This window comes from Perspicuibacillus lycopersici, assembly GCF_025660475.1.
In the GTDB taxonomy this organism is placed as follows: Bacteria; Bacillota; Bacilli; order Bacillales; family Caldibacillaceae; genus Perspicuibacillus; species Perspicuibacillus lycopersici.
Genome location: NZ_JAOUSF010000006.1, coordinates 109,234 through 123,802, shown reverse-complemented (window position 1 = coordinate 123,802; position 14,569 = coordinate 109,234). Strand labels below are relative to the sequence as shown.

Annotated in this window: 11 protein-coding genes; 6 read left to right on the top strand and 5 right to left on the bottom strand. The window is 37.0% G+C overall.

Annotated features, from left to right (window positions below):
* Positions 1-35: 35 nt before the first annotated feature.
* Complete coding sequence (locus tag OEV98_RS16310; protein ID WP_263074415.1) at positions 36-503, bottom strand: YckD family protein; 468 nt, start codon at positions 501-503, stop codon at positions 36-38.
* Between the two features lie 307 nt (positions 504-810).
* Between OEV98_RS16310 and OEV98_RS16305 the strand changes: the two genes are divergently transcribed.
* The 6 genes from OEV98_RS16305 to OEV98_RS16280 all read left to right on the top strand — a co-directional run bounded on the left by OEV98_RS16305 (position 811) and on the right by OEV98_RS16280 (position 8,621).
* Positions 811-1,794 carry an ABC transporter ATP-binding protein gene (locus OEV98_RS16305; protein WP_263074414.1) on the top strand — a complete coding sequence of 328 codons (984 nt, stop codon included), beginning with the start codon at positions 811-813 and terminating at the stop codon, positions 1,792-1,794.
* A gap of 186 nt (positions 1,795-1,980) precedes the next feature.
* The gene (locus OEV98_RS16300) at positions 1,981-2,961 is read left to right on the top strand and encodes an ABC transporter ATP-binding protein (RefSeq protein WP_263074498.1); all 981 of its coding nucleotides are present in this window, start codon (positions 1,981-1,983) and stop codon (positions 2,959-2,961) included.
* Between the two features lie 203 nt (positions 2,962-3,164).
* Positions 3,165-4,958: a peptide-binding protein gene (locus OEV98_RS16295; protein WP_407676524.1), complete on the top strand. Its 1,794-nt coding sequence runs from the start codon at positions 3,165-3,167 to the stop codon at positions 4,956-4,958.
* 214 nt (positions 4,959-5,172) lie between these two features.
* Entirely contained in the window at positions 5,173-6,135 is a 963-nt protein-coding gene (locus OEV98_RS16290) for an ABC transporter permease (protein WP_263074413.1), read from the top strand.
* An 11-nt stretch (positions 6,136-6,146) separates the two neighbouring features.
* Positions 6,147-7,064 carry an oligopeptide ABC transporter permease gene (gene opp4C / locus OEV98_RS16285; RefSeq protein ID WP_263074412.1) on the top strand — a complete coding sequence of 306 codons (918 nt, stop codon included), beginning with the start codon at positions 6,147-6,149 and terminating at the stop codon, positions 7,062-7,064.
* Positions 7,065-7,904: 840 nt separating this feature from the next.
* The gene (locus OEV98_RS16280) at positions 7,905-8,621 is read left to right on the top strand and encodes a CBS domain-containing protein (protein WP_263074411.1); all 717 of its coding nucleotides are present in this window, start codon (positions 7,905-7,907) and stop codon (positions 8,619-8,621) included.
* A gap of 88 nt (positions 8,622-8,709) precedes the next feature.
* Here the strand turns inward: OEV98_RS16280 and helD are convergent, their stop codons facing one another.
* The 4 genes from helD to OEV98_RS16260 form a co-directional block, all read right to left on the bottom strand.
* Entirely contained in the window at positions 8,710-11,061 is a 2,352-nt protein-coding gene (helD, locus tag OEV98_RS16275; protein ID WP_263074410.1) for an RNA polymerase recycling motor HelD, read from the bottom strand.
* Between the two features lie 278 nt (positions 11,062-11,339).
* Positions 11,340-12,113, bottom strand: a complete 774-nt coding sequence (locus OEV98_RS16270; RefSeq protein WP_263074409.1) for an ABC transporter permease — start codon at positions 12,111-12,113, stop codon at positions 11,340-11,342.
* Positions 12,091-13,074 (bottom strand): ABC transporter ATP-binding protein, encoded by a 984-nt coding sequence (locus OEV98_RS16265; protein ID WP_263074408.1) that lies wholly within the window; start codon positions 13,072-13,074, stop codon positions 12,091-12,093. The genes OEV98_RS16270 and OEV98_RS16265 overlap by 23 nt, the downstream gene beginning before the upstream one ends.
* A gap of 210 nt (positions 13,075-13,284) precedes the next feature.
* Positions 13,285-14,454 (bottom strand): D-alanyl-D-alanine carboxypeptidase family protein, encoded by a 1,170-nt coding sequence (locus OEV98_RS16260; RefSeq protein WP_263074407.1) that lies wholly within the window; start codon positions 14,452-14,454, stop codon positions 13,285-13,287.
* Between the last annotated feature and the right edge of the window lie 115 nt (positions 14,455-14,569).

Sequence of the window (14,569 nt, the reverse complement as noted above, 5' to 3'; positions counted from 1 at the left end):
AAAGGGCAACCTATAATTAAGCTGCCCTTCTTTTTTTATTGATTTACATTATCTGTATTTTTCTCACAATCGCATTTTCCTTTATGCTTGTGCATTTTATGCTTGTCCCATTTCGGAACGAAATTTTCTTCTTTTAGCTTTTGAAAATGTTTGTCCATATGTTCCAAAATTTTATCTGCCTTCTCTTGCGTTAGAATACCAAATTCGACATATTTATTAATTAGCTGTTTTCTTCCTTCCATTAAATCTGCTGTTAAGCCTTCTAGTTCCTTTATTTGCGCCTCTGAAAGCTTTACTTCCTCAGTCGAAGAATTAGCTTCCTTCGATTGCACTTCCTCATTTTCTCCTAAGCGCTGTTCTACTTGCACATAGTTCCAATCTTCCTCTAATTCTGCCGTACTAGCTGCTGATTCATTTAATAGTTTACTCTCATCAGGAAGAACATTCGCAATTGGCAGAGCTGCCGCAAGCAATATAGCCGAAAGCTTTAAACTGCTAAACATAGTTACCACCCTTTCAAATTTTATTATCGGTTTATTATTTTGTATTAATAACCTTTTTATTCCTGAAAATGAAAAATTTATATTTCAAATTTGAATACATGTTTTTACTTTACAAGCCTACAGACTTCACGAAAAGCGGAGTTTATTCCGTTTACAAATTGCTAGTAACGTTAATATAAAAAAAGTGTATAAATTTTTAAAATTAACAGCAAATTTAATTCTAAATATTTAAACATTAGTATACTAATTAATTAAATAACTATTTTCCCTTTTGAATTGGTAGATAAACAAAACCGAGGTGACGTTTATGAATAAACCCGCATTATTGGAAGTAAGTGGGCTAAAGACCTATTTTTACTTAGAAAACAAAAAGGTAGCAAAGGCAGTGGATGGTATTGATCTTGCCATTTACCCAGGAGAAACCGTCGCAATCGTAGGTGAATCGGGAAGTGGGAAAAGCGTTACTTCCTTATCGATTATGAAACTAATTAACAAACCTGGGAAAATAGAGGCGGGATATATTAAATTTTCTGGAACGGACTTTACGCCATTATCAGAAAAACAAATGACGAAAATTCGCGGCAATGATATCGCAATGATTTTTCAGGAACCAATGACCGCTTTAAATCCGGTATTTACAATAGGCAACCAAATTATCGAGACTTTAGTAAAACATCAAAAATTAACGAAAAAGGATGCCTATACTAGGGCTGTCGAATTATTGAAGATGGTCGGATTTCCTCGTGCAGAAGAAACGATGCGAGAGTACCCACACCAGCTTTCTGGCGGAATGCGGCAGCGAGCAATGATTGCTATTGCAATTTCCTGTGCACCTAAATTATTAATTGCCGATGAACCGACAACAGCATTAGACGTAACTATTCAAGCCCAAATATTAGATCTGTTAAATGAAATGAAAGAACGATTTAATATGTCGATTTTGCTCATTACCCATGACCTTGGAATTGTTGCTGAATATGCCGACCGCGTAATGGTTATGTATGGTGGACAAATTGTAGAAAGCACATCGACTACGCAATTATTTGAACAACCACAGCATCCTTATACAAAGGGCTTACTAGAAAGCTTGCCAAATATTGATAACGATGTCCCACGATTAGGGGCTATAAGCGGTATGGTACCACCGTCTTATCATTTTCCAAAGGGCTGCCGATTTTCCGACCGGTGCCCGTCTGCAATGGAAAAGTGTAGAGAGGATAATCCAAAATTAGTAAATCTTACTGACGAACATCAAGTCCGCTGCTATTTATACGAAGGAAACGAACAATAATGTAATAACTTCTATGTTTTAAAAGTATGATAGTAAAAATCATTCCTTCTTTACTCCTATACACACGAAAAAACTTCAAATAATACCAATAGAAAAAAGCATGGACAACTGGAAAGAATCAAACGAAATGGGTACTAAAATCTATAATAAGGGGGCGTTCTCGTGGCATTACAGGAGAAAGAGCTTATGCAGGGCACAGAACAAGATGTCATCTTACAACTAGCAAACGTAAAAAAATACTTCCCTATTAAAGGGGGTATTTTGAAGCATACCATTGGTCATGTCAAGGCAGTAGACGATATATCTTTACATGTTTTTCGAGGGGAAACACTTGGAATCGTTGGTGAATCAGGGTCTGGTAAATCGACATTAGGTCGGGTTATTTTACGATTGCTCGACCCAACTGAAGGAGAAATCTATTTTGAGAAGCAAAACATTTCGAATTTAACCAATCGGAGGCTACGTGCTACTCGACGAGATATGCAAATTATTTTTCAAGATCCATTCGCTTCCCTAAATTCGAAAATGAATGTAGGGGAGTTAATAGAGGAGCCTTTAATTGTACAAACGAAATTAAGTAAAAAAGAACGGACAGCAAAAGTAACAAGTTTACTAGAAAAAGTTGGTTTACGTTCCAGCGATCGCTTGAAATATCCACATGAATTTTCAGGTGGACAAAGGCAGAGAATTAGTATCGCAAGGGCATTAGTCTTGAATCCGAAATTTGTTGTGTGCGACGAGCCTGTGTCTGCATTGGATGTATCCATACAAGCACAGGTCCTTAATTTAATGGCAGATTTACAAGATGAGCTACAATTAACTTATTTATTTATATCCCACGATTTAAGTGTCGTTAAACATATAAGTGATCGAGTTGCGGTCATGTATTTAGGGCGAATTGCTGAAATTGCACCAAAACATGCAATCTACCACGAGCCGCTCCACCCTTATACACAAGCATTATTATCTGCAGTTCCCGCTGTTGACAAAAAAAAGGCAAGGGAAAAAATTATATTAACGGGGGATCTACCTAGTCCATCCAACCCACCTTCCGGATGCCCATTTCGTACAAGATGTCCAAAGGTACATGATGTTTGTTCACAAGTTAGACCAGAGTTGACAGATCAAGGGAACGGTCATTTTGTCGCTTGTCATCTTTATAAATAAAAATAACTGAATATTCAAATATAATAAATATTTCTTCACTATATCAAAGGAGGTGATGCTTAAAGATAATGACACTACAAAGGTTAGAGATTTCCTAAACCGTAATAAAAGCCATTGTGCCAAGTAAGAGGATAGGTGAAAAAACACTAAATAAACGCCTATCTTCCGAACAACGCTTGACCTGAATTGACTATTTTAAAGGGGTGGAAATTTTGAAGAAAAGAAAAAGTTGGCTTTCCTTATTAGCTATTGTTTTCCTGCTAGGTATGCTTGCTGCATGTTCGGATGGAAATAAAGAAACGACAAATGACCCTGATGATGGGAATAACGATCCGGTAACATCTGAGCCAAAAAGCGGTGGTACTGTAGTTGGCGCAATGGATACCGCACCAACTGGTCAATTTAACCCTATCTTTTATCAGGAAGCATATGAAGCAAATATTTTAGGATTAACACATGATTCTCTTTTGTCACAAAATGATGAGCTTGAATTCGAACCACATTTAGCAAAGGAATGGAAATTTAGTGAAGATTTTTCTTCTGTAACATTTACATTGCGAGATGATGTGAAATGGCATGATGGCCAACCATTTACAGCGAACGATGTGGTCTTTACGTATAAAACAATTGCTGACCCAGAATATGTAGCTGCTGGCGGTGTTCGTTCCAGCTATGTATCGAAGCTAGTTGGGGCAGAAGAATACACTTCTGGTGAAACAGATGAGTTCCCTGGTGTTGTGGCTGATGATGATTACACCGTAACCTTCCATTTTAAAGAGCCGAATGTAATGGCATTAGCGGACGCCAGCTTTACGATTATTCCAGAGCATATATTCAAGGATATTCCTGTAGCTGATATGCCTAGTGCAGCAGCTTCGTTACAACCAAATGAGGTAATCGGAACAGGACCATTTAAATTTACTGAAATGGTAGAGGGAGAGCGCTACGTATTAACAAAAAACCCGGACTATTTCCTAGGGGAACCGTATTTAGATTCGGTTGAATGGCGTGTAGTTAATCAAGATTTAATTCTCCAGTTATTGGAATCAGGGGAAATAGATTTTGTTGCCGATCCTAACGGTTTCCAAGCAGCAGACTATGATACCGTTGCGAATATGGAGCACGTGAAAATAATTGAGCAAAATGATTTTGGATACCAGTTACTGGGATTCATACAAAATTATCGAACACCAGAGGACATTGAGGCTGGGGTTCTCGAGCCAGAAAACTGGGTACCAAATGAAAGATTAAAAGATCCGAAAGTACGTCAGGCGATTGCTTACGCTATAAATCGTCAAGCACTAATTGGAACAAAAGCAGGCGAGGGTCTACTGCATGGACGCGGCCAAATCATTAATGCACCAATCGCTACCCAATTTCCTGCTTACGATGGGGAAAATCCAAATCAGTACGAATTTAGTCAAGAACAGGCAAACGCATTGCTGGATGAGGCAGGATATAAAGATGTTACCGGTGATGGCTTAAGAGAGGACCCGGAAGGTAACGAATGGGTGCTTAAGCTAGCCTATCCATTAGGTAACAAATTAAGAGAAGATTCCGCTCCAATTATTGTGGAAATGCTAGCAGAGGTTGGTGTTAGTGTCGATTTACAGCAACCATTAGAAATGGCAGCATATGTTCCAGAGCTTACAAATACACAGGATTGGGATCTGTATTTATTAGGTTGGACACTAGGATCCGGTGACCCAGATCCAAGTGGACTTTGGGGTTCAAAAGATGCCTACAATTTTGGTAGATGGTACAACCCAGAAGCAGATCAATTATTAGTTGACGCTGTTACCCCACCAGACGCATTTGATCCAGAATTTCGTAACCAAGTGTATAGTGATTGGCAAGTAATGTTCCAAGAGGACCTTCCTGCATTAATCCTTTATGCACAAAATAAATTGTATGCATATAACGAGAGAATGCAAGGTGTTGTTCCAGCAGTAACTGGATTTATTAACGATCCACAACTTTGGTGGGTACAGGATTAACCGTTTAGCGAGGAAGAGCGTGCAAACGCCGCATGCTCTTTCTCTTCATTTTATCATCTGTTTTTGAATTATTTTTATGAGAATAAGAAATATCGAATGGATTGCCTAGAGGAGTGGATTCAGTCTGCAGACTATTTACGAATAGCAACATTCTATAAGAAAACATTCTTTTATAAAAAGGCAATTTATATTTACCTTCAATGGAGGGGGAACAATGTACAAATATATTATTAGACGCATCCTCATTTTCATTCCTATGCTTTTTGCCCTAACCATTATAGTATTCGCTCTCTTAAAGGCTGCTCCAGGAGATCCCTTTTCACAAATATTGGATCCTGATATCGAAGCAGGTGTTTTAGATGAGCAAAGAGCTGCAGCGGGATTTAATGATCCGATTCACGTGCAATATATCAATTGGCTAACAAGTGCGGTCAAAGGTGACTTTGGAGATTCCTTTCGCTACAAAGGAAGAGAAGTTACAGAGGTTATTATGGATCGAATTCCAAACACGGTTTACTTAGGTTTGTTCTCTTTATTAATAACCATTATTGTCGCTATCCCAATTGGTATATATTCCGCAAGACACCCATATTCTTTATTTGATTATGCAGCAACTGGATTTGGATTTTTCGGACTTGCCGTTCCTAATTTCTTTTTCGGGCTAGTTATCATATATTTATTTGCCATACAGCTTGGCTGGTTTCCTTCCCAAGGCTCCATCTCATCGACAAGCTTGACTGGCATGGAGTTGTTTACCGATCGAATCCATCATCTTATTCTACCTGGTTTAACACTAGGACTGGCTAGTACTGCCTCCTACATGCGGTACATGCGCTCTGAAGTGCTCAATGTCTTAAGTAGCGATTATATACGGACAGCAAGAGCAAAAGGAATGTCGGAAAGAAATATTTTATATAAACATACATTACGAAACGCGATGATTCCGATTATTACTCTATTCGGCTTTGAAATCGGTAGTCTTTTGGCAGGAGCGATTATTACCGAAGGGGTATTTAATTATCCAGGTCTTGGTACATTATTTTTATCCTCGATTGGGAACAGAGACTACCCAGTAATAATGGCAATTGCCTTTTTACTCGGTTTGTTTATATTAGTCGGAAACCTTATTGCTGACATTTTATATAGCATTGTAGATCCACGAATACGTTATGATTGAGGTGAAGATGAATGGAAAATAACTATATACCTGTTGCAGACCCAGGAACTAGCCAAATTGCTCCAGAGGAAAAAAGCAGGACACCATTTCAGCTTGCACTTGGTCGGTTTTTAAAAAATAAGATGGCTGTTGCAAGTGTGTTCATCCTTTTCATTATTGTATCGGCAGTAATGGCGGCACCACTCCTTACCGATCAGGATCCAACAAAATCCAATTTATTATTAGTGGAGCAAAGTCCAAGTGCAGAGCATCCACTTGGAACCGATAGCTCCGGTCGGGACAATTTCGCACGACTTCTATATGGTGGGCGAATATCACTAATTGTCGGCTTTAGTGCCATGGTATTCACACTTGCCATTGGCGTAGTTCTAGGAGCAATTGCTGGCTATTACGGTAAACTAGTCGACGCATTTATTATGCGATTTGCCGATATGATTTTGATTTTACCTTTTCTTGTTCTTGTGTTAGTTATTGTCGCTATTTTAAACAAAGTTACCATTGGTATTTTTGTTACTATCATTGCCCTCACCTCTTGGCCAGGATTAACGAGAATTGTTCGCGGGACATTTTTATCGTTACGAGAACAGGAATTTGTGCTAGGTGCAAAAGCAATCGGCGCAACGGATTTACGAATTATTTTTAAGCATTTCATTCCAAATGCAATTGGACCAATCGTTGTTAACGCGACGCTAATGATGGCTTCTTATATTATTGTAGAATCTGCCTTAAGCTTCATCGGCTTTGGTATTCCACAGCCAACACCAACTTGGGGAAATATGATATCTGAAGCTCAAAGCATACGTATCTTACAAAATAACCCAGAAGCTTGGATTCCACCAGGATTAGCAATTTTAGTAACCGTCCTCTGTATTAACTTTATTGGAGATGGTCTGCGAGACGCGCTAGATCCGAAAAGTTTGGAAAGATGAATGGTAATGTTGAGCCGTATTTTACGTACAATAGGAAAAACCTACTGTTTGACTAGAAGTTACGCAGCAGTAGGTTTTTCCCTTTCTAAATCATTTATTTTTCTTTCGAGTATGCTAGCTTTGATTAGCTAACTTCACTGTTTTTCTCCTGCTCTTTTGCTGTTCCTCCAATGCTAGTTCTTGTTTCTACCACTTGCTTTTGCTTGAAACAGATGGGAAATATTTTCTTCAAATAGCGGAAAAAATAATTGATATTCTTCTATACATACCCCAGTGGTAATCCTTTTTAAATCGCGAATAGACTTATAAGATTTCTATACACTCTACCAGTTTTCCCTTGATGTAATTTTGGCACAATTGGATTTTTCTCTGCGGCACAATACTAATCCTGTACAAAGGCATCGTCCAGATCGACAGGATTTATCGTCGTTTGATATATTCGAAAAGGAATATGTCCTTAGCATAAAAGTCATACAATTCCCCTATCTTTTTTACTTTTTTATTGAACGAAATATGGTAAACCTTATAGTATAACCATTTTCCATTTTTTACGGCGCTTTGGTATGATAGAAATATAAATAGCTAGCTCGCTAAAAAAAATATTGTATCTCACGCGTAGCATATTATTTTTTCAGATCTTCTATAAAATTAAAAACTGTTTCAAAAGGTTGTTTTCGTATTGTTTGTTGCTATTTGTAAATAGTCCGCATACTGAAGACACTTCGCTTCCCGTAGAAGTCCCCGTGTATTCAGTCTGAGCAGCAGCTCATTTTTCGCAGAATAACAACAATCCATTAAAAATGGCATTTCAAAAAGAAAAAAATAAGGAAGAGGAATTTTATGAAACCAGAAATCAACTTACTCTCCGAACGATTTGAAGTTTCTTTTAATCAGATACAGGATTCATTAGAACGATTATTAAAAGTTAATAAGAGCTTTAGCGAACTCGTTCGCTTTGGAGCTGGCCGTCATAAAGTCGTAAAAGCTTTCTATGATGATCTCCTGCAATTTGCAAGACTTCGAAATGCAATTGTTCATGACAAAACCGAAATTGGTTATTACATAGCAGAACCACATGAAAGCGTAGTGGAGCGAATTGAGCATATCGCGAAAGTTTTAACAAGGCCAAACTCCATATTATCCATCGCGTCCAAACGGGTCGTTTACTACCAATATGAAGATTCAATCATGAAGGTTATTCAAGGAATGAAGGAATATCCATATTCACAATATCCGATTTATCACAACAAAGAATGCATTGGTCTTCTGAAGGCTGGTACTATTGTAAAATGGCTAGCTGATCATATTGATGCTACTAATTTGTCTCTTAAAAACGTAAAAATAAAAGAAATATTTGCATACGAAAAGCAACATCCTGTTATTTTTGTACCGAAAAATTATAGTATTTTTGATGTAGAGGATATTTATGAGAGTTACCATGCTAAAAAAGAGGATTTAAAAATGGCGGTAGTTACTGAAAACGGAAAACGTACGGAAATGCCATTAGGTATCGTTACGGCATGGGATTTAATTGAAATTGATTACACAGCAGATTAAGTGATACATAAAAGAAAAGAGAATGCTCTGAAGCATTTTACAACCTCGGGGCATTCTCTATTTTTATAATTAGTAAACACAGCATCTATTAAGCGAAACTTACTTCCTCGTATTTACTTGTATCTACCTTTTGTAAAAATGGACTTTTTTCTCCTATATAAAACAATGTTAAGCTATGCATAGCTCTCGTACATGCAGTATAAAATAGCTTACGCTCATCCTCTTCATGATACACATCACTAGACCCGTTATATATAATAACGGCATCAAATTCAATCCCTTTCGCCAAATAGCTTGGGATGATTAATAACCCTTTTTCATAGGAATGAGTTTCCTTTTGAATCAAATGCATTGGTAATTGCTTCGATAACTCCTGATATGCAGCCAATGTTTCTTTTGCTGTTTTACAAATAATAGCAATTGTTTCCTTGCCCTCACTCTGAAGCTTACGAACCTGTTCGACTATCTTCTCATTAAGATGGGGAACATTGTTTACTTTAGCTACCATAGGTTTGCTTCCGTTGCGATTAAATGGCTCAATCGACGGTCTATCCGTTAAAATCATCTCTGAAAACTCGACAATTTGTTTAGTAGAGCGATAGCTTTTCGTTAATACTATCTTTTTTTGTTCTTCTAACGGAAACAGACTATCTGATTTCGCTAATCCACTTTCATTATTAGTTGAATGAGAATAGATCGATTGATTGATATCACCTAGTATTGTCATTTTACTATTTGGGAAAATTTCTTTAATATAAGCAAATTGAAATGGCGAATAATCCTGTGCCTCATCAATAAACAAATGCCTAATTCCTGAATAAATATGCTTACCCTCTAGTTTATCCTTAATATATAGAAACGGCGTTGCATCCTCATAATTTAATTGTCTATTTTTCAGCTCATTACCAGTTTCCTCTCCAATTTCTTGCCAACAATCTGGAAGATTCGGGAAGTCTGATTGCAGTGCCCAGGCAAAGATATTTCGATAAATCGTAGGGAGATCAATGAATGCTAAGCTTTCAATTTTTCTTCGTAATGGCTTAATTCTCTTTCGAACAATCCATTCTGCTAGTAATTTTTCTTCACGATCAAAGTCATTAAAGGTATCGTCCGTGAACCGCTGCTCCTTTTGTAATTTTTTATATACCTTTAAATAATCCTCACGTTCCAACAGCTCTCTTTCTTCTTCTACCCATTCCTTCGGACGTTCTTCTTGCTCTTTTTCTTTTAGCTTTAAAAGCAACCAATCTTTAACGATAATGATGCGATTCGGGATTGAAATGCTTCGATCTAATGAATAAAAATATTGTTCAATTTCCTCTTTATTAATAAATTTCTCTTTACGAAACGTAATATTTTTAAACTGCATACCTTCGTCATTTAAGTATAATACGTATTGATCAATCATCTGCTTGAAGGCAATGCTTGCTTTATATAGGATACCTGCCTTTCGCACAGAAAATATTGCATCACGATTGGTACTCAGCATATATTCAATTTGCGTGTTCGGATCCTCCACTATAAAATCGTCATCCAGTCGATGCAATAAATATTGGAAGAATGTACTTTGTTGCATATTTTCCTCGCCAAGCTCTGGTAGAACATTCGCCACATAGCTATTGAACATCGGATTGGGGGAAAATAATAAAATATTATCCGCACGTAACTTTTTTCGATAACGATATAGGAGATAGGCAACCCGCTGAAGAGCGGCCGAGGTTTTACCGCTACCTGCAGAACCTTGAACAATTAAGTACTTTTTCTCATCATTGCGGATGATTTCATTTTGCTCCCTTTGAATGGTTGCGACAATACTTTTCATTTGGGTATCCGCTTGATCACTTAATACTTCCTGAAGCATTTCGTCACCAATCGTTACACCTGTATCAAATAAAACTTTTATTTTCCCATCACGAATAATATATTGCCGTTTCAACTCCATTTCACCGTGAATAAAGCCATCCATTGTTTCATATTTCGCAGGACCTGGTGCATAGTCATAGTACATGCTTGAGATTGGAGCACGCCAATCGTATACAAGAAATTCCTCATCCTGTTCATCCATTAAAGAGAATAAACCAATATATATTTTTTCTGTGCGTTCCTCGCCGTCCTCTTTAAAATCAATTCTTCCGAAAAACGGTGAGGATTTTAAGCGCGTTAAATTATTCCATTGTTTATATAACTGCCTGTGACTACGCTCTCGTTCTGAAAGGAGCTCCGATTGCTGGCGGATACTAGTATGTGTTTCAATTACATCATCTGGTTCATCAAGATTTACCGTTACATCTTCCCAAAAGGTTTTTCTTAAACTAACGATATCCTGTTTTAATGTCCCAGTTTTTTCCTCCATACGTGTTAATTTTTTTTCAATGACATGGATTACATTATCCACATGGCTTTGTTCGATTTCCTTTGTAAGATCCTTGTTTTCCGCCATATAACCACTCCTCAAAAAAATGATTGACAAAAAGAGAAATTCGTGAGATAATTAATGTGAGATATTATGCTCGATACACCGCGGTGTATCGAATAATTTTATTTTACCACAAAATTTTCTATACGTGTACCTATGTTTTGTTTTTCTGTACTTTTATATTATTCCACAATTACGCATCGTTACCCACAAACGGTAGAAGATGCTAATAAAAATAATAAATATAGCCGCATCCCTCGGATGCGGCTTTTCTTTTTCCTATGAGATTTCTTAATTCATAATTAATGCTGGCCAAGCACACCTTTTTCCATTGCGACCCGCTCACAGCGGAAAAAGACGAAAATTCCTAATGCAAAATATAGAATAGCATTCAAAATAAGCGAGCTATAATCTACCACTGTAAAATCTGTCCAGGAATAATCAAATATCATGATTTGTCTTACCATATCTACACCTTTTACAATTGGCGCAAATTCAAGGAATGGTGCAGTGGATAACGGAACAAAGGTTAACCCAGCAAAGATAAATTGCGATATTTGTAAAAATGACCCAATCTGTTTAAAAATGACCGCAGCTCCCGCAATCATAAAGCTAACTCCAAGCATACTAACTATCATTAAAATAAGGATTGGTAGAATTGCAATAATATCAATATTTAACCACGTTCCAGCTGTCAGCATAGAAACAAATAGCATAATCGTCATCGTAATCATTTCGACAACGGTCGATGAAATAATTCGTGCCAGGAAGATTCTCCATGCACCTAATGGTGACATATAAATTTGCTCCAATGTTCCTAACGTTACTTCATTTTGCACGGTCCACCCGATCCCTGCCATAACCGCCATCGATAAATACCAAAAAATATAGTTTACGATTACGTACTGTGTATTCATTTCTGCACTTCCCGGATCCCCTACTACCTGAATTCCAAAAAACATACCGAGAAAAATAATATAGAAGGTTAGTATCATACTAATGGTATTTGGTAAGTATCTTTTTAATAAAATTACCTCCCGCTTTATATTCACTTTAAACAGATTTAGCCATTTCATGGGAATATCCTCCTTTTACGATTTTCATAAATACTTCTTCAAAATCGACTGTCGTCCGATCAATTTTTTCGATTGGTATTTGCTCTTTTGCAAGCAAGTCGATAATTCGATAAAAATCTTCACTTTGTTGAATATTGACTTCTAATAATGTTTGCCCGACATCGTTTTGGCTAATCGATGTGACAAAATGTGTTTCAAGAAAACTAATTTGTTGTTTCGTTAATGTAGCGTTCAATGTAAATAAGTATGCTTTACTTTCAAATAGCTGCAGAAGATTTTCTACCCGGTCATCCGCTACAATATTACCGTGATTCACAATCACTACGCGCTCACAAACCTCTTGGACAACTGGCATATCGTGGGTACTAATAATAATCGTCTTTTGTTCTTCTTCGACGATTTCCTTTAATAAAGTTCTTATTTCATAGCTTGTCTCGAGGTCTAATCCTAATGTTGGCTCATCAAGAAAAATAACATCGGTATTTGCAATTAGCGCAACAGCTACCGCAACCTTTTGCTGCATTCCCCGCGACAAAGCATTTACCATTTCATTTTCCTTTTCCCGTAAATTAAACCTGTCAATTAAATGCTCCATTTTTTCCTGAATTTGTTTTTTCGAGTGGCCACGATTTCCCGCAAAGTACTCTAAGTTTTCTTTTACCGTTAACCGCCAATATAGATTTCGGTTCCCCTCCAGTACGACACTTATATGTTCCATTGCCTGAAGACGCTTCTGACGAATATTAATTCCATTGATTAGAATGGTACCTTCATTCGGGATTAGTAATCCACACATCATTTTAATGAGTGTCGTTTTTCCCGCCCCATTCGGTCCAAGCAAGCCAACAATTTCCCCTTTTTTTACGGTAAGACTTACCCCTTTGACTGCTTCCACTTTTTCTTTCGCACCTTTTTTACGATAGGATTTTTTTACGTTTTGAATCTCAATAACATTTTCCAATTCCTTCACTCCCTGACTAGATTGATATTACCGAATTTTTAGATTTGCTTATTTTTTCTTTATACGTTCATTATAATGATAGGTTCCAATGAATGTATCCTACTCTAGACGGAGATAGCTTCACATTAACGGCTGAAATTTCCATTATTCCGAATGAAAAAAGGACAATTACCCGATGGCAATTGTCCTTTTTCAAAACCAAATTTATCTTTAATATTCTTTTTTTGCCCTTCTTTTTCGAACGAATAAGAATCCAATAATGAATAGGAAAAGTACGATTACGTATCCTGGGAAGAAATCGATTGATGACTCTTTTTCCGTATGTGGATTACTTACCGCGACCGTACTCGTTTCAGATTCTTCTATCTCGGGAGTAAGTGGAAACGTTGTGATAATTTCATTTGCATCATTTACAATATTGAGCTGTCCATCCGGATCTATATTTTCTTTATATTGTTCCCCATTTTTTACCGAGAAATATAAATCTTCTGGAGCTATATAGTTTTTCCCGTTGGATTGCAATGTAGAAAATTTAGGAATCATTTCAGTATGGAAATTATCAAACCCAAAATTCAATAGCTGAATCGTATCTGTATATGGGACATCTTTGTAATTTGTTTTTAACGTGACAGCAATCAAATCAAGATCCCCACGAGTTGCAGTTGTCACTAATGTTTGGCCAGACTCATCGACAAATCCGTTTTTCCCACCAGTAATTCCTTCAAAAGGAAATTCTCCTTTTAGTAAGCGATGATGGGTAATTAATGTCGTATCCCATGATAGACCATCCCATTGATATTCCTGCATTTGAAAAATATTTCGGAATTGCTCATTTTTCATCGCATATTGGGTAATTTTCGCCATATCACTTGCGGTAGTATAATGATTTTCATCATATAGACCATTTGGATTTACGAAAGAAGTAGAAGTGACGCCAATATTATTTTTCAAAAACATATTCATCTTTTCCGAAAATTTCTCTACTGATCCATCAATATGCTCAGCGATTGCAATCGCTGCATCATTGCCCGAATTAATCAACATTCCAATAAGTAGTTTCTCAACCGTAACCTGTTCTCCTACTTCTAAGTACACGCTTGTCCCTTCGACATTTGCTGCATTTTCACTAACTGTAACTACATCATCCAATTCACAATTTTCAAGTGCATATATTGCCGTTGCGATTTTTGTTATACTTGCCGGATACATTTTTTCGTTTTCATTTTTACCATAAAGTATTTGGCCAGACTTCCCATCGATTACTACCGCTGCCTCGCTCTGTATGGAAAGACTTGGCTCCTCAGCATTCGCAAACTGGACCGTCACAAAGAAGGAAAATAATAGCAATGCCACTAATGTAGTACATCTCAAAGCTTTCATCGAATATCCTTTCTATTTTTGATATCTATTTCTATTCTACTATATTTATACAAAAGAAAAAATTTCAATTTCGTATCAATTTCATATCAGCCAGTACAATCAATAAAAATAGCCC

Bases quoted from the DNA above. Each gene is read 5' to 3' on its own strand.
- OEV98_RS16310 (WP_263074415.1), bottom strand. From the start codon at position 503: ATGTTTAGCAGTTTAAAGCTTTCGGCTATATTGCTTGCGGCAGCTCTG.
- OEV98_RS16305 (WP_263074414.1), top strand. From the start codon at position 811: ATGAATAAACCCGCATTATTGGAAGTAAGTGGGCTAAAGACCTATTTT.
- OEV98_RS16300 (WP_263074498.1), top strand. From the start codon at position 1,981: ATGCAGGGCACAGAACAAGATGTCATCTTACAACTAGCAAACGTAAAA.
- OEV98_RS16290 (WP_263074413.1), top strand. From the start codon at position 5,173: ATGTACAAATATATTATTAGACGCATCCTCATTTTCATTCCTATGCTT.
- opp4C (WP_263074412.1), top strand. From the start codon at position 6,147: ATGGAAAATAACTATATACCTGTTGCAGACCCAGGAACTAGCCAAATT.
- OEV98_RS16280 (WP_263074411.1), top strand. From the start codon at position 7,905: ATGAAACCAGAAATCAACTTACTCTCCGAACGATTTGAAGTTTCTTTT.
- helD (WP_263074410.1), bottom strand. From the start codon at position 11,061: ATGGCGGAAAACAAGGATCTTACAAAGGAAATCGAACAAAGCCATGTG.
- OEV98_RS16270 (WP_263074409.1), bottom strand. From the start codon at position 12,113: ATGAAATGGCTAAATCTGTTTAAAGTGAATATAAAGCGGGAGGTAATT.
- OEV98_RS16260 (WP_263074407.1), bottom strand. From the start codon at position 14,454: ATGAAAGCTTTGAGATGTACTACATTAGTGGCATTGCTATTATTTTCC.